The following is a 23212-nucleotide window of genomic DNA, read 5'->3' as shown; positions in this document are numbered from 1 at the left end:
AATTGTAAGATCATGAAGCGCTAGTCGTTGCCTTGCAACCGTTTGGGTTGGAAGTGCCTCTCTACTCAGATGATTTCTAAGTATTAAAGTCCCGCTACTAGAAACGACTTTTATTGAGCAAAAAACTAAACATCAATCGCCCAAGTCGAAATCGATATGATGAAGGCTACTGGCAAGATTGAATGTTTAGTTATTCCTTTGTTTTAGTTGAGATTCGCTAAGATTGAAAATCATCAGATTTGAGTCTTAGCATCCAATTAGAAAAGGCGAATGATGTCAATCTTTTCTGACATGATTCGCCTATCCTTTTTCTGTTGTGAAGAATGAAGTTTAATCCTGCATGGTAGCGGGATGAAATTTGTTAATGAAACAACATTGATTATAATAAATGGAAAAATTTAATAATCATTATTTGTAACTATTCAGCCACCAAGTAAACAAATTCCGTTTCTTAGTGGTTTTGTTAATGATATGTAGCTCTCGTGAATAACTTACCTATTTATAAGATTTACGTTATAATATCCTTACTATTCCAACTTTAGAAGAAGGTGTCATCTTGTGTCAGAATCTGAAATCATCAAAGTTTATCATGAAGGAATTCAATCCGTCGTTACTTTAGTTCAAGGACTTTCCACTCAAATCTCTGATTTATCTCAAACGATTGAGAAACAAAATAAAATCATTTCAGATTTAGATGCTCGCCTTAAAAAACTTGAAAAACAATCAAATAAAACAAGTCAAAACAGTAGTTTGCCTCCCTCAACCGATGGTTTTAAAAAGACAAAAAGTTTGCGTCAACCTTCAAATAAAAAACCGGGTGGTCAAGTCGGACATCAAGGTTCAACCTTAAAAATGATAAAAGATCCGGATCATGTCGTCACACATCATCCGAAAATTTGCCGAGGGTGTGGGTGTTGTTTAGAAAACGTTGAACCTCAAAAAACGATTCGACGTCAAGTTTTTGATTTACCGAGATTAAGGCTTCAAGTCACCGAGCATCAATCTCAAATTAAAGTATGTCCTAACTGTCATTTTAAAAATGAAGGACTATTTCCGAAACATGTCATACAATCGACACAATATGGGCCACATTTAACAAGTGTATTAACTTATTTCAGTCACTATCAATTGATTCCTTTCAACCGTCTGAAACAATTGACTCAAGATATTTTCGGAGCGACCATCAGCCAAGGAACACTGGTGAATATGACGAAACGATGTGATGAGTTGTTGGAAACGACTGAAGCTTCAATCAAAGAAAATCTTTTGGCATCAAGTTATCTTCATTTAGATGAAACAGGCTGTTATGTCAATGGAAAGAGACACTGGCTTCATGTGACTTCAAATAAACGATATACTCACTACTTTGTTCATGAAAAACGTGGCTCTCAAGCCATTGAAGCGAATGGAATTCTTCCCTCTTTCAAAGGAACCGTCATCCATGATCATTGGACACCGTATTTTAAATATGATAATTGCACACATGCTTTATGTAACGTTCATCATTTAAGAGAATTCAAAGGAATCATCGACTTTGAGAAACAACAGTGGGCCAAAGACATGACGGAATTATTACTTGAAGCTAAAATTTATTCGGAAGAGACTGAATACCCGTTGCCCTTACATCAGATTCAAGAATTTGAGCAGCGATATCAAACAATCATTAAAGAAGGTTATCTGGCGAATCCTTTAAAAGCTCATGAAAAAAATACAGATCCCGTTCGATTACTCAATCGCTTATCTAAACGACAAGAAGAGGTGCTAGAATTTCTATATCAAGTTGAGGTTCCGTTTGATAATAACTTAGCTGAGAGGGATGTCCGAATGACTAAAACGAAACAAAAAATATCCGGATGTTTTCGAACAGAAAAAGGGGCTCATTGTTTCGCCCGAATCAGAGGTTTCATCTCTACTTGTCAAAAGCAAGGATTAAATATTATCGAAAGTATTGAAACCATTTTAATGGGAAATACGATTCAATTTTCATAACATTCACAAGGAGTACTTCACTAAACGAGCACTCCTTTTTGTGATACTCTTTTCTACTAGGCTGAATAGTTACCATTATTTTTTTAAAAGGCTATGTTTTAGAAGAGTGTTGATATTTAACTAAGGCTCTGTTTTAATACACTGTTGAAATTAAATAAATTTTAATTGATAAAAAAATTAGAGCTATCTGATAAAAATATAGCTCTAATTTAGTTCGCATTATATTAAGATTGCGAAGTAAGATAACTTCTGATTATGCTCATAATTACAATGTTAACGCAACTATTTTATATATTGTTTCAGCCAATCTGGCATGTTAGGGTCATCAATTGCCCAACATTCTACAATGTGCTCACCTTCATCCCAGTTATTTTCATCGCCGTCAAAAAACTTCTTCCTATGACACTTGTACTTAACAACTTCATTTCCTTCAAGTCTGTACTCGTTCCAATAATAATTCTGCTTACCGTAGCCCTTCCACTCGTTAGTAGTGTAAATTATCATATATATATCACCCTTTCATTAATATATATATTCTTAACTTTCCATTATATAACAATTGTGAAGTTGATTATATTGTACCATTTTCAACATTCATTTAAAGCATAGCCTTTTAAAAAGCAGTCAACCTTAACGATTAAAAACTTCTAGATCATCTTCTCTTTTTACAATTCCTTGTTTTAAATCATACTTTTCGTATTGATATGTCATGAATTGATCACTAAAAATCTCGATATTTGTTGATGTTTTTAATGGAAATAATCGAGTAGTAAACACCACTTCACCTTGATTAATAAAAATTTCAGCAATACTGTTATCCATTAAAATCTTAACTTCTACTTTATCTCCAATGGTTAACTGTGACTGACGATATACTCCAAACTCTTCAACAAATTGATGTTTTAATTTGCTGCGATCTAATGTTACCGTTTGAGATGATTTGTTAAATTCAAGATTCAAATGTTCCTCATCTGAAACAGCTAAATGAATTCCAAATAAGTTAGTATTATTAGTTTCAAGTGTTACGTTTAATTCATATGTATTTGTCTTGTTTTCTATCAATACAACGCCTTGACATCTATCACTTTTACTTTCTCTATCTAAGCGTAACAACGATAATTCTTTAGCTGGCATTTGAAGAACTTTATTCTCTTTTATGGTAATTTCTCTTGGGAATGTTAAGCAGTGTGCCCACCCAAATTCATCCGTTGGGTACTCAAACTCACCTAGACCAGCCCATGCAAAGAGTAACGTTTGTCCATCTTTTCCTTTAAACATTTGTGTAGCATAAAAATCAAATCCACTTTCAAATTCATCAAATGATTCAACTTCAAATGTTAATGTTTCTAAATCTAACATTCCAATAGCATAAGTCACATTAAATAGGTTTTTATATTTTTCATTCTGTGGCTCGATACCCTGTGGTGAAAAAATCAATAAATCTTTTCCATTAATCTCCATATAGTCAGGACATTCCCACATGTAACCTAATGATTGATTTAGATTTTTCAACGTTAATTCACCTAAGAAGTTCCAATCTAATCCATTTGATGACTGATATACAATAAATGCTCCTGTTTCATTAACTCGTTGGGCTCCTAAAATCATATAATAACTATCATTCTTTTTAAACACTTTTGGATCTCGAACATGTCCCGTATATCCTTCTGGAATTCCTTTAATTAATGGATTAAATGCGTATTTTTCGATTTTCCCTTCTCCGTTCATGATGGCTAGACATTGATTGGCACTGCGATTTATTTTATCTAGCTTGATATTTCCTGTGTAATATAAGTACAACTGATGATTGATTTCTAATGCTGTTCCAGAGTAGGCCCCATGCGCTTCATAATCTTCTGTTGGAATTAATGCGACTTTCTCTCGTGTCCATTCAACTAAGTTTTTAGATTTCAAATGGGCCCAATGCTTCATTCCATGTGTTGTTCCATAAGGATACCACTGATGAAAAAGATGATAATACCCATTAAAATAAGCCAATCCATTTGGATCATTTAGTAGGCCAAATTCTGGGTGAATATGATAAATGGGCTTCCAATTATCATTTTTTGATTTTTCTAAAAGTTGAGCTAATTCTTCTTTTGTTGCTTCTAAAATAGTACGATGTTTAGGCTCTTTATATCTCATGATTAAGCTACCTCTCTTTTACCTTTTATCTTTCCATAGGCATATGTGAAAATAAATCCTGCCACTAAGGCAATTAAATGAGCAATAATGTAATTTAAATGTCCATTTCCTTCAGCTGCAACGATTGCAATCCCAGGGATAGCCGTCGCTCCAAATCCAATAGCTGTGACATGTGCTAAATAAACATATGCTCCACCTAGTGCCGCTCCAAGACATCCTGTAATTAATGGAAATTTATTTTTAAGTGTTACCCCAAAAATTGCAGGTTCTGAAACCCCGAATAGAATTGATCCAAATGAAGAAATACAGATTTGTTTTGTTTTATCATCTTTCCAATTTAAAAGTAAGAATCCTAAAACTGCTCCACCTTGTGCGATTAATGCAACTGACATTAATGGCATAATAAAGTTACGGCCTGTATCAGCAATCAGTTGTGCTTCAACTGCTCCGATCACATGATGAATTCCTGTAATAACAATAATCTGTTGAATTCCAGCAAATAACATATAACCAAATACACCTAAACTTGTTGTGGCCCATAATAATGAATAAGTGATGATGTCTGCTAACCCACGTCCTAGTGGACCTATAATTGTAAATAATAGGAATGCCGCTACTACTACTGTCAATAATGGAGCAAAGAATAACTTAACCATATCCGGGATTTTTTTATTAAAGAAAACATCTAACTTAGCTGTAATGAATCCCATCATTAAAGCAATAATAATTCCACCTTGAAAACCAACTAATTCAATATTTAAACCTAAAATATTTATAACCTCCGGTTCAACCGTCCCATTTCCAACTGAATAGGCATTAGCTAAATCTGAATGTAACATAATTGCTCCTATTACTAATCCTAAAACAGGTGTTCCACCATAACGTCTAGTTGCTGAATAAACAACTAGCATCGGTAAGATAGTAAAGATTCCAGTTGAACAAATAGATAGAAAGCGATTAATTCCTGATAAAGATGGGAACATTTCTACCACAGATTGAGCGCCAAAAATTCCTTGTTGCTCAAGTAAACCTGTTAATCCCATCAATAAAGCCGCTGCTAATAATCCTGGAATAATGTCTACAAAGACATCTGATAACGATTTAATCCCTTTTTGGAAAGGATTTTGTTTTTGCATGGATTGAGCCTTCACATCACCTAAAGACATTTTTTCCGTTCCACTAACTTCCGTAAAGACATTATAAACGTCATTAACTATTCCCGCACCAAAAATGATTTGTAACTGATCTCCCGCTACAAACACTCCTTTAACTAATTCTAATTCTCCAATTTGATCTAAATCTGCTAATGAATTATCCATTAATACAATTCTTAATCGTGTCGCACAGTGCGCAACTCCTTGGATATTTTCTTTTCCTCCAAGCAATACTAATAATTTTTTCGAAATTCTTTGATAACTTTCTGTTTTATTAGACATAGCCTTTTTCTCCTCTCACCAATGGGAACCGGTTCCCCTTTTTGTTACAAAATTAATATAACATACTCCATTATATCTGACAACCTTTTTTGGTAAGCATTTACAAAAAAAAGAGATAATTAATCCAAAGACTAATTATCTCTTTATAACACTATCTGATTTAATAAGTTCATAGCCTATAGTCTGTAACTCTGAAACTTTCTTTTCTGCTATCAAATTAAGCATGGTTTGAGCCGCAATTTGTCCTGTTTTTTCATTTTCAAATTTAATAGTAGTAAGCGATGGCGTTACTAAGTTTGCTAAGTCATAACCACCAAATCCAGCTAATGAAATATCATGCGGAATACTTAGGCCATGAGATAAAATAGCTTTTTTTGCACCTAATGCCATTCGATCTGTCGCACAAATAATGGCAGTTGGTTGATGTTTTTCCAAAGACTCACTAATAACTTTTTCCGATAATTCACTCGTAAAGTCTGACACTAACACATTGATTAAAATGGAATCATTCTTATAACTTAATCCATCTATTACTCCCTTACGACGCTGAATCCCGACTGAAACATCCTCTTCTGGGACTCCTAAATAGACCACATTTTTATGTCCCATTTCTCGAATATACGTCCCCAACTCAAATCCTGCTTGATAATCATCATTAATGATAGAGACTATTCCTTCACTTGACTGCCCTACCATTACAATCGGAATATTTAATTGACGAATAACGTGTCGATGTTCTTCTTTAATTTCTGTTGCAACTAAAATAATCCCATCAACTTTTAAACGTACTAAATTCTCTATACTTTCAATCTCTAAATCTTTTCTTAAACTCGTATTAATAATCAAAGGATTATATCCATTCTCTCGTAACGTCACATCAATAGCCATAATAACCTTTGACGTTACCATTGAATCTAATCCTGGGGCAATAATTCCGACGAATCTAGTTTTTTTTGCTTTTAAACTTTGGGCAAAGGCATTCGGTTCATAATTATGTTCTTCGATCACTCGTCTTATTTTTTCTTTTGTTTGTTCACTAACCTTTCCATTATTTAAATATCGAGAGACTGTACTTTTTGCTACACCACAAAGCCTCGCAATATCATTAATCGTTAAGGCTTTATTCATCCTGATCCTCCTATTAAATGGTTAAAAGTTATCTATTTCATTATAAAGCAAAACAAATAACTTTCATACAATAATCCTAATTTTTTAGGCTCTGTTTTAAAAGAGTATTGATATTCAACTATAATCATCAATTCAATGTCAGTTACGTTGATGTATTAACTTATTAGAGCTAGCAACATCAATTGATTTAGTCATCAACATTTATTTAAAACACAGCCATTTTTTATGATGTTTATCACCTCATGATACTTTACGTCTACCACAACCGATTTCCTCTGTTATGTTTAAGTTTTATATCTATATCACAATTTCTAGAAACGGATACCCACACCGCACTCGTGTCGTGTGGGTTTTCTTACTGCCTTGTTAGATAGCTGTTTCTTGAATGAGAAGATCAATTTAATAAAAATTAATCCCTTGTTAAATACACGAGATTAAATTATCCTTCCACCCCAATTCGTTACTTTGTAACCGTTTGGGATGGAAGTTCCTCTCTACTATGATGATCTTTAAGTATTAACGTCCGGCCACTAAGAACAACCTTTATTAGATAAAAAAACTACGCTGTGTTAGACAATATTGTTGATAAGTTGAATAGAGCCCCCCGAATATGGTAAACTAATAATAAACAAATGTTCGAGGTGGATTTATGCCAACGTTAAGTTCCATCAAAGCCGATATCTTAACTTTAAATGATGAACAACAAGCTAATTTATTAAGCTATATTTCAGAGATTTTATCACTTAGCCCTGTTTCTATAACTGATTGTCGAGAAGCTCGTTTTTCAAAAGGAAAGGCTTGTCCTCATTGCGATAGTCATGAGGTATGCAAGTATGGAATTACATGTGGTAAACAACGTTATAAATGCAAATCTTGTCGTCGAACATTTACAGACCTTTCCAAATCTGTTTTATCAAGTTCAAAGTTGCCATTAGAAGACTGGTTAGAATATGCTAAATGCATGATTTTAGGTTTTAGTATCCGTCGTTCAGCTATTCAAATTGGGGTGTGCGTAAAGACCTCTTTTTACATGCGCCATCGAATTTTAGATGCCATTCGGCCGTATATTGGGATGGGACATTTAGAGGGAATCGTGGAGATGGATGAAACATATATTGCTGAATCTTTCAAAGGAAATCATGTGAAGAGTGGGTTTGTAATGCCTCGACCTTCTCGTAAACGTGGTGGAGAAGTAACGAAGCGTGGGATTAGTTCTGAACAGGTTTGTGTGTTAACAGGTTTAGACCGCCAAGGAAATATCTATGCAGAGCTCGTTTGTAAGGGGCGAATAAAAAGTTCTGATTTAAGTCGTGCATTAGAGGGGCATATTGAAGTCGGCTCTATTCTGTGTACGGATAGTCATCAAAGTTATATTAAATTTGTTGAGGATTTTGGATTAGAGCACAAGCGAATTGAGAGTGGAAAGCGTAGAACGGATGACTTCTATAATATTCAACGTCTCAATTCTTTTCATAGTCGTCTAAAACTTTGGCTGGCTCGATTTAAAGGGGTTTCGACTAAGTATTTAGTTAACTATTTATATTGGATGAAATGGTTAGAATATTTCAAAGATGATAAGGAAGTATTGAAAGGAAAAAATATGCTTCTTCAAACAGTTTCCAGTCAATTAGAGCTAAATATTGAAGATTATAAAATTAGAACCGCATTATTTAGATAAGTTACTTGTTTTTATTGATGATTTTTACTAATGTATGTGATTAAATAGTATGTCTAAGAAATAAAGAAAAATCTGATTCCACTTCAGTACTATAGATATCTAAGATTGATAATTGTTAAAAAATGTTAATTCTGATATAATTGGTTTATTCATTATAAAAAGGAGAGAAAATATGAGTAATGCCAGGGGAGAAAATTTTGGATTAAGAAAAATATTGATTTTAACTTCATTATCTGGAGGAGTAATTTCTTTTTTATTACCTATATATAGTAAAAGCGTAGATATGAATGCGATTCAAATAACAGGACTTTTTTCGGTTATTTCTTTTATACTCATAATCATGAGACCCATTATAGGAAGTTTGATTGATAAGGTAGGTAGAAAATTTATCTTAATTAGCGCTATCATTTCTTTCTCAATATCATTTATCTTATTTTCAAATTCAAATACGATTTTATCTCTGTATGTAGCTCGAATAATTCAAGGCATTGCAATAGCTTTGATGACGATTTCTGTATATACAATCATAGCCGATACAACTGAATCAAATAATATTTCAGAACGATTTGGAAAAATAAATTCAGCAAAGTCTACTGGAAATCTATACGGATGTATTTTATCATTTATCATACTTTCCATTGTTCCATTCATTAAAGCCTGGAAATTATTATTTATGATTTTTTCTATATCTTCATTATATGGGTTAGTTATAGTAATTAAGAATTTCGAAGAGACAAAACATAGTTTTTTAACTAACAATTATGGAAAACAGAGATTTTCAAAAGAAAATATTGGACTATTATCAATAATTTTTATTGGTTCAATTTTATCCTCTATGTTGAGTCCTATTTTTATGATATATATGCAAGAAAAGTTTTCTAATAATATCGTAATATTAGGAATAGCATTTTTCCCTGCTCTCTTATCTGAAAGTTTATATGCACACAAATTTGGACAACTTTCAGATAATATTGGAAAAAAGAAATCTATGATTATTGGTATAATAATTTGTAGTATAGTAACAATTATTACTCCGATGGTTACATCAATTTTGATATTATCATTATTATGGTTGATATCCTCAATAGGAGCCAATCTTTATACCCTTTCCGAAAAGGGCATATACACTCAAGTTAATGCTAAATACTATAAAGGGCAAATATATGGAACATATACATTAGTATGTGAATTAGGAATGATTGTAGGGCCTTTAATAGGTGGAATGATATATGAGTATATTTCTCATGAAACGCCATTCTATATAAATGCAATCGCTATGTTTTGTTTGGCAATTTTAACATTTATACTAATAAAAGAGGATTTCTAAATTTTAAAATTTTTTATTTTTCAATATTTTTATCTAACAGAGCTAAAAACTAAGCAACCACCCCACCGCCCCACTATCGGCACGATATGGGGAGAAAAAGGGATGGATGGTTAGTGATCACCTCGTTTAATAAGATATTCGCTAAGGACGAAAATCATGTGATTTGAGCCTTAGCATCCATAAGAAAAGGCGAATGATGTGTGAACATGATTCGCCTATCCTTTTTCTGTTATGATTAAAACCGCTATATTAAACAACTCCTAACTAAGACATCCACCGTACCTGAATATCCGTTAGGATAGAAGCCGAGTGGATGGATCGTTAGGGGAAATGTACTAAAAGTAATGCTTGTAGCGGGATATTCCTGATTAGTAAAGCCTGTCTTTTATATTCTGCCTCAAAAGATAATGATACCCACACCGCACGTTGTGTCGTGTGGGTTTTCTTATCATCTTGCTACGATGATTTTTTATATAATCAGAAGATCTACCTTTAGAAATCAGCATCCATAACCGTTCAGTCTTTTAAGATTGAACCGTTATAGATCGTCTTTATGAATATCGTGGGATGGATAACGAAAAAGCCTCAATCATTGCTTTGCAATCATTGGGGCTTTTTCAATGTCTTGATATTGAGATGAACACCTCATCAGTAGGTTTTCCCGCTACGATGAAGGATTGTGATTAGATAAAAAAAGGCGAATGATGTCACTCTTTTTTAACATGATTCGCCTATCCGATAACCTGCATTTATTTTATTATTTTAAAAACTTAGTTCATCACTTTTAATAAGTTCGCCATCTCTATAGCAGTCATTGCCGAATCGTAACCTTTGTTCCCCGCCTTTGTTCCTGCACGTTCAATAGCTTGTTCAATTGTATCTGTTGTTAAAACGCCAAAGATAACTGGAATTTCTGTATCTAATGAAGCTGATGCAATTCCCTTTGACGCTTCAGCACAAACATAATCAAAATGAGGTGTCGATCCTTTAATAACTGCTCCTAAACAAATAACAGCATCATATTTCTTTGTATTCGCCATCTTCTTTGCGACAAGCGGTATTTCAAAAGCACCAGGAACCCAAGCAATTTCAATATCTTCCTCAGTCATCCCATGACGTTTTAATCCATCAATAGCACCACCTAATAATTTTGAAACAATAAATTCATTGAATCGTCCAACCACAATTCCAACTTTCAAATTTTGTGCGACTAAATTTCCTTCATACATTTTCATTTTAACTCTCTCCTTTTGATTTAATTAAATAAATGATTTAATTTTTCTTTTTTTGTTTTTAAATAAAACTCATTTTTTTCATTATGATTCATTTGAATAGGAATGCGTTCCACTAACTCAAATCCATAATTTTGTAACGCCTCTAATTTTCTAGGGTTATTTGTCATTAACTGAATCTTTTTAACGCCTAAATCCTTTAATATAGCAGAGGCCACATCATACGTACGCATATCCGCTTGAAATCCTAATTTCAAATTAGCTTCAACAGTATCAAATCCTTGATCTTGTAGAGCATAAGCCTTTAACTTATTAATTAATCCAATACCTCTTCCTTCTTGTCTCATGTAAAGAAGTACACCACTATTATTTTGTGCGATATTCCTCATAGCCGCATCATACTGCTCTCCACAATCACAACGTTTAGATCCTAGAGTATCCCCTGTTAAGCATTCAGAATGAATACGTAATAAAACTGGAGTTTTTTCATTAATTTCGCCTTTTACTAAAGCAACATGATGTTCACCATTTTCCTTATTAATGAAGCCATACATTTGAAAATCACCATATTTAGTCGGCATTTCCGTTTGAACAACTCGGCTTACCAATTGTGATAAACGATAATCAACTAAGTCCTTAATAGTAATAATTTTGAGATTATGTTGTTTAGCAAATTCAAGGAGATCATCTCGTCTTGCCATTGCTCCATCATCTTTCATGATTTCGCAAATGACACCAGCCCCTTTAAGTCCTGCTAACTTCGCTAAATCAACAGCTGCTTCAGTATGTCCTGGTCGGATTAAAACACCTCCTTCTTTAGCAATTAACGGGAACATATGTCCGGGACGTTTAAAATTAATCGCCTGACTCTGTTCTTCCAATACCTTTTGTATGGTTAAGGCTCGCTCATAAGCAGAAATTCCAGTACTTGTCTCTTCGTGATCAATTGATACTGTAAATGCCGTTCCATGATGATCTGTATTTTCTAGTACCATTGGATGAAGGTTTAATTTATGAGCTAAATTCTCTTCTATGGGCATACAAATTAATCCACGTCCATACATCGCCATAAAATTAATGGATTCAGCTGTCACTAAATCAGCTGCCATTAATAAATCTCCTTCGTTCTCTCGGCTTTCATCATCTAAAACAATGATCATTTCTCCTTGTCTAATGGCTTCAATTGCCTCATCAATCTGATTAAACATCTAATTCCTCCTTATAAAAAACCATGATTTTTTAAAAATTCTTCACTAATCGTACTAGTGTTTGAAATAGTTTTAGATTGAAAGTTTAAAAATTTCTCAACATATTTACCAATCATATCAACTTCTAAATTAACTGAGTCTCCTAGCTTTTTATTTAATAAAGTAGTCTCCTGACCTGTATGTGGAATAATTGAAACTGAAAAACACGTTTCCTCAACTGTTGCAACTGTTAAACTAATTCCATCAATTGCAATAGAGCCTTTTTCTACAACATACTTCAAGAGATGATAAGGAGCCTTCACTGTTATCCACGTCGCATTATCTTCTTTTCTCTTTGAAACAATTTGGCCTAAACCATCAATATGACCGCTGACAAGATGACCACCTAAACGACTCTTCAATTGGATAGCACGTTCTAAATTGACTGAACTACCAAGCACTAAGTCATTTAAATTACTACGACGCAAAGTTTCAGCCATGACATCCGCTTCAAACCAGTCTTGACCTAACTTAGTAACGGTTAAACACACTCCATTCGTAGCAATACTATCTCCTAGCATTGTTTCCTGTAAGACTTTATGAGCTACGATAGTTAGTTTAGATGACTTTTCTCCTTTTTTAATTCCTTTAATCGTGCCTACTTCCTCAATAATTCCAGTAAACATTTAACTCCTCCGTCCTACATTAAATCTCCTTCTAATACAATATCTTCTCCTATTCTTCGCACGTTTAAATCTGAAAGTTTAAAAGCATCTTGTAACCTAGAAACCCCATCCCCACCAATTGGAGTTTTGGCTTGTTCTCCTCCAATTAACTTAGGTGCCACATATACTTGAACTTTATTGACAACTCCTGCTTCTAAAGCTGAATAGGCTAACGCAGCTCCACCTTCAAGTAACACACTATCAATGCCTAATTCCCCTAATACTGTCATTAAGTCATTTAAATCGACACGATTATTTTTCTTTTTAATTACCAATACTTCAATACCTAACTCTTCTAATTGGTAACGTTTATTCATAGGAGAACGATCAGTTGTTGCAATGATGGTTTTTGCCGCTTTATCATGAATAACTTTTGATGATAAGGGGATTCTTAATGAACTATCGACAATTATTCTTATAGGATGATGTCCATCTGGAATTCGACAAGTTAATAACGGATCATCCTTAATCACTGTATTCACTCCTACCATGATGGCCATCAGTTCATTTCTCAACTGCTGAACTTCAAGACGTGATTGTTGTCCACTAATCCATTTAGAATCACCACTAGCTGTCGCGATTTTACCATCTAAAGTCATGGCGATTTTAAATAAAACAAATGGCTTTTTAGTTTTTATGTAGTGCATAAAAATCTGATTAACTTTAATCGCCTCTTCTTCTAACACACCTACAACAACTTCAATACTTGCCTCTTTTAATTTTCGAACACCTTTTCCCGAAACGAGTGGATTCGGATCCAAACAGGCAATGACAACTTTTGCAATTTGATGTTTAATAATTAAATCTACACATGGAGGAGTTTTTCCATAATGGCAACATGGTTCTAATGTTACATACAGAGTAGCCCCTCTAGCAGAAGTTTTTAAACTATTAAGTGCATTAACTTCCGCATGAGCCTCACCATAATTTTGGTGATATCCTGATCCAATTATCTGGTTATCTTTGACAATGACTGCTCCAACTAATGGATTTGGATTTACATGACCTTTTCCCTTTTGGGCTAACTCCAGAGCGATCTGCATATATTGTTCATCCAAACTCTTATCCTCCTTAAAATTCGGGCATTTAGAACAAAAGAAAAAGCCCCGATTTAATAATCAGGGCTTTTAGATCATTAAACTATTAAAAGAATTATTAACTCATTCATTACAAGTCTCCATTGACCAATTAGACTTAATAATTAATGATTAAAAACAAATCCTTTTAAACAGTTATTAGATTATATATACTCAACCTAAAAAAGCTCTGAAATATTTAAAATATTCCAGAGCAAATAAGCATCAGAAAAAGTATATAGTTAATCTATATAAACATCTCTTATCTTCTTCCATCCAGACTATACTGTCGGCTTCGGAGTTTCACCGAATCATGCCTTACGGCTCGCGGGCTGTACCGCCGGTAGGGAATTTCACCCTGCCCTGAAGATTTATTTAATTATACGGTAATTATAAAAAGTAATTATTTAAAAGTCAATAGAAAATTATATTTTTTCTCTTCATCTGTCCTGCTAATAGTTATAGAGAAGAGCCGTACATATGATAACACTTTACTGTTATCATAAAACCCCTTATATCAAAGTACCCTAACTAAGACATCCACCACACCTGAATATCCCGCTAGGATAGAAGCCGAGTGGATGGTGAGTTAGGGGAAATGTAGTTAGGTCAATTCTGGTAGCGGGATACCTCTTGTTATTAAAATTCCTTTTTTATATCCTGTCTCAAAAGAATAAAGATACCCACACCGCACCTTGTGTCGTGTGGGTTTTCTTATCGTCTTGTTATCTAAAAATTCTCTTGAATGAGAAGATTAATCTAATAAAAGCTAATCCCTGTTAAATACATGAGATTTAAACACCTTCCAACCCAATCCGTTGCCTTGCAACCGTTTGGGATGGAAACTCCCCTCTACTATGATAATCTCTAAGTATTCAAGTCCCGCTACTAAGAACGCTCTTTGTTAGATAAAAAAACTAAGCAACCACCCCACCGCCCCAATATCGGCACGATATGGGGAGAAAAGGGATGGATGCTTAGTCAACAGTCTCAGTTTTGGAGTTGAAAAGAGTAAAATACCTTAATTTTTACATAACTAAATTTTACTCTATGGTTGTAAAATGTAAAGTTTTTCCTATTTTTATGATATAATCAAGAGGATAAGACTAATATAGTTCCTGATAAGTAAAAATTAACCGATAAGGAGACATAAAAAATGAAAGTATTGAAAATAATTAGGTTCAGTCTGGCTATTGTGATCATTGGCTTACTCTCATTGTTTGCATGGGGATGTGTCGGGGGACAATACAATCAAGATGTTTTAAATGAGTTAACCGGTCAAATTATATATACCCGACGTGATACAGATTCCATTTTGAAAATTTATACCGCTCAAGCTAATTTAGAGAATGAACAATTACTCTACCAACATCAAGATTCTATTGATAATGGAAACGTTTCGGGTATTACCTATGATAAAGCCAATAACCGTCTTATTTTTGAAGCCTATGATGACACATTAGAAGATTGGGGACTTTTTGAATTAAATGAGGATGGAATAGCAACCTCTCTTGGAATTTCCACCCTCGGTTTAGAAGAAGATTGGCGTGTTCACTCCCCAACGGCTGAAGATAGACTTTACGAAGAAGATGGTAGTTTATACTTAAAAGATGTCATTACGGATGAAAGCATGTTAATCAAAAATTTCTACGGAACATATGATGCAAAGTTTTCACCAGGTTACGTTCCAAAGGCTCTTTCTCAAGATGAAACCTTTGTGTTCTTTTCTTACAGCAAACACCTGACACCTTTTGGTGCTTTATTAGAGGGATTACTGAATTCAGATTACCACTTTCAAACCTATGTGCGAAACGTAAAAACAGGAGAAGAAAGTTTATATGTTAATTTTGGAGAGATTATCTTTCTATCAGAAACCGATAATTTCCTCGCCCATAACTAAGGTTATGGGCTTTTTTACTTTTATTATCACGAGAGTACTTCATGCTTCATTTTGCTTGTTGAAAACAGTACAGAACATCCTGTTATTTAATCCCTTTAATCACCCTTTTATCTTAATTGTACAATAAATATCAATTTTCTGTTGTAACCCAAGCACCTCTAACTAGCACATCCACTGCACCTGAATATACGCTAGGATAGAAGCCGAGTGGATGGATAGTTAGGAGTCATTTATTTAAATCAATCCTTGTAGCGGGAGGCATCGAGTTAATCAAACTCTTTTTTATATCCTGTCACAAAAGAATAAGAAAACCCACACCACATCTTGTGTCGTGTGGGTTTTCTTATCACCTTGTTATCAAAATTATTTCCTGAATGAGAAGATGAATTTAATAAAAAATCATCCCTGTTAAATGTATGAGATTAAAATAACTTCCACCCCAATCCGTTCCTTTGCAACCGTTTGGGGTGGAAGTTCCCTCTCTACTATGATAATCTCTAAGTATTAACATCCCGCTACTAAGAACACTCTTTATTAAATAAGAAACTAATCAACCACTACTATTGATTATCTCCTGGAGTTACTTTTGTCACATCTAATTTTATTTGATAACTTTGTTTATCTCCATTTGTTTTAGTCACAGTCAACTCAAAATAAAAATCATTCTCTATATTGTTTTGAAGATGATTTGTCAATTTATTTTCAGCTATTACACTTGATAATGCTTGATGATCCTGTATAGACCGTCCATTACCTTCGGTCATATCACTTACTTTAGAGATTAATAAAGTCTCTTTTCCTTCATCAGATAAAGTGAAAAATTCCATTGAATAATTCAAGAGACTTGATAAGTTTTCCTGTTTAAACTGCAATTCCCCCCCATAAAGAATTTGTTGTGTTGGTGATAGAACTACAACTCCATTATTTAAAATTAGATCCTCACTTTCTCCTTTAAAAGAATAAACAATCGTATTATCTGTGTTCTGTACTGAATGACAGCCAACTAATAAAAGTATCATCAGTATCATCCCAATTTTTTTGATCATTTATCTCCCTCCTATATTACTAACATCCTTATTATACCAAATATATACTCAAATCTCTATTATTCATGGATACCCACACCGCACCTTGTGTCGTGTGGGTTTTCTTATCACCTTACTATCTAAAGGCTCTCTTGAACGAGAAGATGAATTTAATAAAGGTTAATCTCTGTTAAATAACAGAGATTAAAATAACCTTCCAACCCAATCCGTTGCCTCGCAACTGTTTGGATCGGAAGTCCCTCTTTGAATATTAGGACATAATTTTTTTAAACTATTAATGTATTAAGTAGCATATATACCCATTAACAACCATATAATGTGTCGTGTAAGTAAAATTACACAAACACGATCCTTTATAATCTTTTACTGTTTTTACGTTTGGTGTTTACTTTCTTTTTCTTTTTTTAATCTTTTCTTTTTTGAGGAGACCATTTAGGTCTCTTTTTTCTGTTTTTAGTCATGGATCATGAAGTTTAAGTTCTTCATGGTAGCGGGATCATCTTGATTAATAAAAAGTAAATATTTTTTAAATTACTTGAATAAAAATTGAAATTTATTCCTATAACATAGATGTAATTCCCCCAAGTATTTATGAAATACTCTCCTAAATCTTTTCTTACTTTCTTCTCTCTCCTTATAATTATATAAATCAAGTGAAGCCCTAATGGTTGTATCTTTCATGCAACGATTAGGGCTTTTTCATGTTTAAAAATATCCAGCTACAATAAGTTTCTCAGATTAAATGTAAAACTAAATAACACATCTACCTGCTTAAAAAATTCACTTGGATGTAGTCATGGGGAGGTGGATATTCAGTGATTATGTGTTATTTTTGGTTCTATTTTAAAAAGGTGTTCTAAATTAGAACACCTTTTTTATTTGGAAATCTTAAGTAAATTATTTTAGAAATTAATCAAGAAATATTTTTATTAGATTATATTTATCTCTTCAACACCTAAACACAAATTAACACTTATAAATCGAATAAATTTATTTTCTTTTTTCCAGGATCCAGTCAAGTATTCCAATCGCAAATATTAAAAATCCTATTAACATATATGAATACATGTATCCATTCAATAGTAACGGAAATTCTGAAGTTAAATTTTTATTCATGTAAACAAAATTTAAAGTTAAATAACCTAAAGAAGCGCTGAATTGAATTATGATAATACCTAATACAAACAAAAAGATTCGCTTTACCATGCTAACATTCCTCTCCAATCTGTTTCTGAGTTGATTTTATTATACAATATTATCCAAAAATAACGATATTTCATTTTATAAATGTAGAGGTTCTTGTTTTAATCGCCTCAATGTTAAACTAAATATCAAGCCCACATCCTCACCATAAGCTAGTATGGTGGCACTGGTGGATCGAATGTTTAGTGACTCCTCTTATTCATGGATGAAAAATCCAATGAGAAAAGGCGAATGATGTGTGAACATGATTCGGCTATCCTTTTGTTGTTGTCATAAAATCTCTATATCCAAATAACCCTAACTAAAAAATCCACCGAACCTGAACATCCGCTAGGATGTTGGCAGAAGTAGATGAGTCTTTTAGGGAACATGTAGTTAGATAACAGTTAGTAGGGGGACTCACTTGGTTATTCAACCTTCTTTTTATGTCCTGTTTCAAAAGATACGAAAACCCACACGATACAAAGTGTCGTGTGGGTTTTTTTATCACCTTGTTATCTAAAGGGCTCTCTTGAATGAGAAGATCAATTTAATAAAAGCTAATCTCTGTTAAATCCATGAGATTAAATAATCCGTTGCCCTGCAACCGTTTGGGTTGGAAGTTCCCCTGTACTAAGATGATCTCTAAATACTTTAATCCCGCTACTAGAAATCATCTTCATTAATCAAACCACTAAACATCAATCGCCCAAGCCGAAACTGTGTGTATTAGACGAAACAACACATGAATTAAGTGTTTAATGATAACTCTATTTTTCTGTAGAAAGCGAAATAGGATGACCTTAATTTGTATTAAGCCTCTTTCATGACTGATGCACACACTTCATTTTTTTCTACTTTTTAGATTAATTATTCAGAATAATCTTCTCCATACCACTCGTCTAATTTTTTTATTGCACAACTATACCCCTGTTGTGCTGATTTTATTAACCACTTTCTAGCTTTTCTATCGTCACGAACTACACCACAACCATCATGATAACAAACAGCGATATTGTACTGAACCACCTTATGCTCACTTTCAACAATCCTAGGAAAATCCTTTTTAACCTCTTCATAATCACGATCAAATTTGCTTTCAATAACTACCTTTTCTTTCTCATCAAACTCCCCTTCATCTTCCTTCCCTTTACTTCTAATACGATTAGTATTAATAGCAATTTTGCTGCTTATAAAATCATGATAAATTTCATTAATACATAAACTCGCTGTATCAACAAGCCCCTCTTTTTGTATAACTTCTCTAATTAAAGTATCCTTATTTTTTAATTTTCTTTCTATATCAGATAAGAAACAATATTTATCCATCGTTTTAAGAATAATATTAGCCATGAAATTATTATTGATTGTACTCAACTCTAAATATATCTGTCCAAATTCATCTACTGGCATTTCAAGAACTTCCATAAGATAATCGGTTAGATAAATAGATTCTTCATTAATGATTTTCTGTGCTATTAGATTTCGCGTAAGAATATCTAATTTTCTATCATCCTCTAAAATTCGACTATCAAATTGAGAAATCACCTTACAGATTGAAATAATTGGTGACGTTTGCGAATAAACACCTTGTTCGATTTCTGTTATTAACATATGAAAATTATCAATACTATCAATTTTTTCGTTAAGTTTACTAACAAATGAACCTAACATGTTCTTAAGTTGCAAATGATCTATATAAATTTCATTTAATTGGGTTCCTAAACTCAACATTACCTGATGATCAATACAATTTCTATTGTATAATTCAGCTATAGCTTGTGACATATAGGCATTTAACTTGTCATGATTTTTCTGTATCTCATCTTGCGTTAGCTTATTTTTCCCAGTAACAGTTTTCACCATTCTTTGAAACCACTTCTGAGACTCAAGCATAGCTACCTTCCCATCAGTGTCATTCATTAATGCTATCATTCCAGATAAAATTATATTTATACGTCCAGACGATTGCTGACATAAATAATTAACATCCTCTATGATCATATTTTCCATCCAACCCTACCTCCGTCTCCTTATATATATAAGTCCAGATAAGTTTTTCATATCGGAAAACTTTTAGCTGGACTATAGTCTGCCTTAGTATTAAAGTAATTGCTCAACTAAGACTGATATAAAATGATGAAATACATTTCTGTTTCTATATAGAATCATATAAATTCTTTAATTCTTCATTCATCTTCATGCTACTTTTCTTAACTTCCTGATGAATAACATTCTGTTGGCTGATATGACTTACAAAATCATAGTATTGTTCTGACGCATACTGCATACTATCAACCAAATCATCATATACATTTTCAACGTTTTGATAATACTTAGCTTTAGATAAAATCTCTCTATACGCTCCACGCGCAAAACATGGTGCTACCACTTTATTAACAGTTTCTCCAACAACAAATGCTACAGGAATAGTCAAAAAGGTGGATGCTCCTGCAGCAGTAATGGCTGCTGAAACAGGAATCATAACACCTGCCGTTACTCCCCCGCTCACTCCTGCATCACCACCTGATTTTAAGAGTTCCTTCAAATACTCGTCAGTTGTCAGTTGTCCATTTTTCCATGATCTATAAGAACTAATAGCCTCTGTACTAATTCCAATTGTACATCCAACTAATCCCGCCTTTGCCATCGTTCCAGCTACATTTCTAAAATTATACGCGGTATATGCTTTACCATCTTTTATTTGTTCTAATCGTTCATTCGTTGCATTTTTTATAGTTTGTATATCTTGGAACTCTTCAACACTTTCATATTGATTAGCCTTGATAACATCTACTTTTTCAATGTTGGTTACAATATTCATTTCCTTCGGTGTATTCTTTAAGTGTGGATTTGATTTACTTGTATAAGCTTTCATCTGATACTCGCTACTTTTTCTAGTTAAAATACTTCTTTCAGTCACATCACTCGCCGCTCTATTAGCCACATCACCAGCATCATATGTATTGAAAATCTTTTTAGCACTCTCTCTTTGTGCTGTTATCCAATCCCATTCATATCCTTTACCTTGTAGTTGCTTTATCATCCATTCTTCTTTTCCTGCCCCTTGTGAAATGTATTGTTGCATTGATATACTTGAGTCAAAAATCCCTGATTTATCGTAATTTCTCCCCATCCATTTCCAGAACTCAACATTATTTGCAAGAGCATTACTCTCTTTCGCCGCAATAGCAGCAGACGATAATTGAATTGCATTATGTTTTCCTACAAGTTGACTTATTTCATTTAACATTTGTACCATTTCATCTTCAGAGAAATCAATCATCTCATTGGAATCTTCTATCATTATTCTCACCTGCCATCATTATTTTATTTATTTGATAATCATGTCTAATCTAATAACCCTATTTTTATCTTCGTTAGGGAGTTATCACTATTCTAGTTAAACGTCATTCAAATAGGCTTTTTTGTTAAATAATAACTAAAAATATTTAATTCATTCAATCTAATCATATGTCAGAATATTTATCTTCATTACTATTGGGTTTAGTGATTTTCAATTTTAGTAAGGAGATTCGCTAAGAATGAAAATCGTTTAATTTGAGTCTTAGCATCCATAAGAAAAGGCGAATGATGTCACTCTTTTTTTGACATGATTCGCCTATCCTTTTATTGATGTTATTAGGCAGGATGAAGTTAGATCAAAACTGGTAGCGGGATTGATTAATTCAATAATACTCTGTATCTGTGTTTCAAAGATTATTGATATAGACAAAATTTTATATTTTTAATTACTGTTATAACCAAAAGTCCTAGTTTGCAATGTTTCTTTCCACCAAGATTCCCTTTCCAAGATGACACGATCATCTACTTTGGCATTATAATTTTCAAGAATAGAATAGTAAAAGTTTGTTTTTATATAATCAATGCCTTTCCTCTCGACTAATTCTATCAACTCTTTATTTCCACCATGACCATTGGCTATGTAACTTCTCCATCGTTGTAATAACATTCCATAATCACTAGTGGCAGAACCTACATACATTTTCCCACTTTCTTTATCAGTAATTAAATACACTGCCTTTTGATTTTCTAATGCTGCAATCCAATCTCTCTTACCACGATTTAAAACCGTCTCCAACTGCCCATAGGATAATCTAACTTTGTCATATCCTGGAAAATCATTACCATCAAAAATGGCTGGTAGTATTTGTTGAACTTCCAAATCATCACAGATTGATCCATAGTAACATCCTTGTGCCTGGAACGTCTTACGGTATTTAATAACTACTCGTCCAAAATAAGATTTATATTTCTCTAACTCCTCACCTTCATAATTAATCCCATCATAGAGATTGAAATCTTTTGTCACTTTTTTAATAGTCGTAAATAACCAAGTATCATATGATAACTTTAATAAACAGATAGCAATCTGTCCTACTTGAAAATAACGTTGTTTACTTCGCCAAAATAGCCACTGATTATTAACGATATCTGGATTATGCTGATATAAGTCCATAGGATCATCATAACCATTAGATTGATTAAATCTAATTTTAACATTCCCGTATTCTTCTTCACTAAAATGAAGTAAGTCTCTAAGATAAAGTTTCTCCATTTTCACATCTCCCTCTAACTATTAACATATTGCTCATAAATAAATTATAACAAAATTCCCCTTTAACTAATATGAAGTCAGTTAATAAACTGTAAAGTATTTGTAATAACTTTTACTCCTTGGTTATAAAATGGGGAATAAGATAACTGCTGTTACAGGTGACACCTTAAAGTCCCGCTACAATAAATTTTTCAGATTAAATATAAAACTAAATATCAAGCCAAACCTCACCCGACGGATGAAATAGGCGGGTAACTAGGTGGGATGGATCGTTAGTGACTGTTTTAGGATATGAAATTTGATGCCCTCTTGTAGCGGGACATCCATGATTAGTAAAGTCTGTCCTTTTATATCCTGTCTCAAAAGATAAGGATACCCACACCACACTCGTGTCGTGTGGGTTTTCTTATCGCCTTTTTATCTAAATACTCTCTTGAATGAGAAGATCAATTTAATAAAAACCAACCCCTGTTAAATAACTGAGATTCAATATCCTTCCAACCCAATCCGTTGCCCTGCAACCGTTTGGGTTGGAAACCCCTCTCTACTATGAAGATGTCTCATTATTAAAGTCCCGCTACT

Annotated in this window: 16 protein-coding genes and 1 riboswitch; of the genes, 4 read left to right on the top strand and 12 right to left on the bottom strand. The window is 33.3% G+C overall.

Annotation, left to right across the window (positions count from 1 at the left end; genetic code table 11):
* The first annotated feature begins 558 nt into the window (after positions 1–558).
* Positions 559–1989: an IS66 family transposase gene (locus tag JRC48_RS03335; protein ID WP_235070457.1), complete on the top strand. Its 1431-nt coding sequence runs from the start codon at positions 559–561 to the stop codon at positions 1987–1989.
* A gap of 282 nt (positions 1990–2271) precedes the next feature.
* On the opposite strand, the gene JRC48_RS03330 is transcribed toward JRC48_RS03335, so the two are convergent.
* The 4 genes from JRC48_RS03330 to JRC48_RS03315 form a co-directional block, all read right to left on the bottom strand.
* Entirely contained in the window at positions 2272–2493 is a 222-nt protein-coding gene (locus JRC48_RS03330; protein ID WP_235070456.1) for a hypothetical protein, read from the bottom strand.
* A 126-nt stretch (positions 2494–2619) separates the two neighbouring features.
* On the bottom strand, positions 2620–4134 hold the full coding sequence (locus tag JRC48_RS03325) for a sucrose-6-phosphate hydrolase (protein WP_235070455.1): 1515 nt from the start codon (positions 4132–4134) through the stop codon (positions 2620–2622).
* Between the two features lie 2 nt (positions 4135–4136).
* Positions 4137–5570, bottom strand: coding sequence for a PTS transporter subunit EIIC (locus JRC48_RS03320; RefSeq protein ID WP_235070454.1), 1434 nt, complete (start codon positions 5568–5570; stop codon positions 4137–4139).
* 135 nt (positions 5571–5705) lie between these two features.
* Positions 5706–6698 carry a LacI family DNA-binding transcriptional regulator gene (locus JRC48_RS03315; protein WP_235070453.1) on the bottom strand — a complete coding sequence of 331 codons (993 nt, stop codon included), beginning with the start codon at positions 6696–6698 and terminating at the stop codon, positions 5706–5708.
* 649 nt (positions 6699–7347) lie between these two features.
* Here JRC48_RS03315 and JRC48_RS03310 point away from each other — a divergent pair.
* Both JRC48_RS03310 and JRC48_RS03305 read left to right on the top strand, forming a co-directional pair.
* Positions 7348–8376, top strand: a complete 1029-nt coding sequence (locus JRC48_RS03310; RefSeq protein ID WP_235070452.1) for an IS1595 family transposase — start codon at positions 7348–7350, stop codon at positions 8374–8376.
* A gap of 172 nt (positions 8377–8548) precedes the next feature.
* Positions 8549–9703, top strand: coding sequence for an MFS transporter (locus tag JRC48_RS03305; protein ID WP_235070451.1), 1155 nt, complete (start codon positions 8549–8551; stop codon positions 9701–9703).
* 770 nt (positions 9704–10473) lie between these two features.
* Here JRC48_RS03305 and ribE read toward each other — a convergent pair.
* From ribE to ribD, 4 genes are read right to left on the bottom strand one after another with little or no spacing between them, the layout of a single operon-like run.
* A complete protein-coding gene (gene ribE, locus JRC48_RS03300) occupies positions 10474–10938 on the bottom strand; it encodes a 6,7-dimethyl-8-ribityllumazine synthase (protein ID WP_235070450.1) in 465 nt (154 codons plus the stop codon).
* Between the two features lie 20 nt (positions 10939–10958).
* Positions 10959–12143, bottom strand: coding sequence for a bifunctional 3,4-dihydroxy-2-butanone-4-phosphate synthase/GTP cyclohydrolase II (locus JRC48_RS03295; RefSeq protein ID WP_235070449.1), 1185 nt, complete (start codon positions 12141–12143; stop codon positions 10959–10961).
* Positions 12144–12154: 11 nt separating this feature from the next.
* On the bottom strand, positions 12155–12808 hold the full coding sequence (locus tag JRC48_RS03290) for a riboflavin synthase (RefSeq protein ID WP_235070448.1): 654 nt from the start codon (positions 12806–12808) through the stop codon (positions 12155–12157).
* A 14-nt stretch (positions 12809–12822) separates the two neighbouring features.
* Positions 12823–13905 (bottom strand): bifunctional diaminohydroxyphosphoribosylaminopyrimidine deaminase/5-amino-6-(5-phosphoribosylamino)uracil reductase RibD, encoded by a 1083-nt coding sequence (gene ribD / locus JRC48_RS03285; RefSeq protein WP_235070447.1) that lies wholly within the window; start codon positions 13903–13905, stop codon positions 12823–12825.
* Between the two features lie 278 nt (positions 13906–14183).
* Positions 14184–14298, bottom strand: a riboswitch (FMN riboswitch).
* Positions 14299–15079: 781 nt separating this feature from the next.
* Between ribD and JRC48_RS03280 the strand changes: the two genes are divergently transcribed.
* A complete protein-coding gene (locus JRC48_RS03280) occupies positions 15080–15823 on the top strand; it encodes a hypothetical protein (protein ID WP_235070446.1) in 744 nt (247 codons plus the stop codon).
* A gap of 560 nt (positions 15824–16383) precedes the next feature.
* Here JRC48_RS03280 and JRC48_RS03275 read toward each other — a convergent pair.
* The 4 genes from JRC48_RS03275 to JRC48_RS03260 form a co-directional block, all read right to left on the bottom strand.
* Positions 16384–16869 carry a hypothetical protein gene (locus JRC48_RS03275; protein ID WP_235070445.1) on the bottom strand — a complete coding sequence of 162 codons (486 nt, stop codon included), beginning with the start codon at positions 16867–16869 and terminating at the stop codon, positions 16384–16386.
* A gap of 2052 nt (positions 16870–18921) precedes the next feature.
* The gene (locus JRC48_RS03270; protein WP_235070444.1) at positions 18922–20064 is read right to left on the bottom strand and encodes an SEL1-like repeat protein; all 1143 of its coding nucleotides are present in this window, start codon (positions 20062–20064) and stop codon (positions 18922–18924) included.
* A 145-nt stretch (positions 20065–20209) separates the two neighbouring features.
* Positions 20210–21358: a hypothetical protein gene (locus tag JRC48_RS03265; RefSeq protein ID WP_235070443.1), complete on the bottom strand. Its 1149-nt coding sequence runs from the start codon at positions 21356–21358 to the stop codon at positions 20210–20212.
* Between the two features lie 441 nt (positions 21359–21799).
* Positions 21800–22630, bottom strand: coding sequence for a GIY-YIG nuclease family protein (locus JRC48_RS03260; protein ID WP_235070442.1), 831 nt, complete (start codon positions 22628–22630; stop codon positions 21800–21802).
* Positions 22631–23212: the final 582 nt, after the last annotated feature.

The sequence above is a fragment of the Turicibacter sp. TJ11 genome (genome assembly GCF_021497505.1).
GTDB lineage: Bacteria > Bacillota_I > Bacilli_A > MOL361 > Turicibacteraceae > Turicibacter.
The sequence above is the reverse complement of the archived record's forward strand: the minus strand, read 5'-3'. Positions and strand labels throughout refer to the sequence as shown.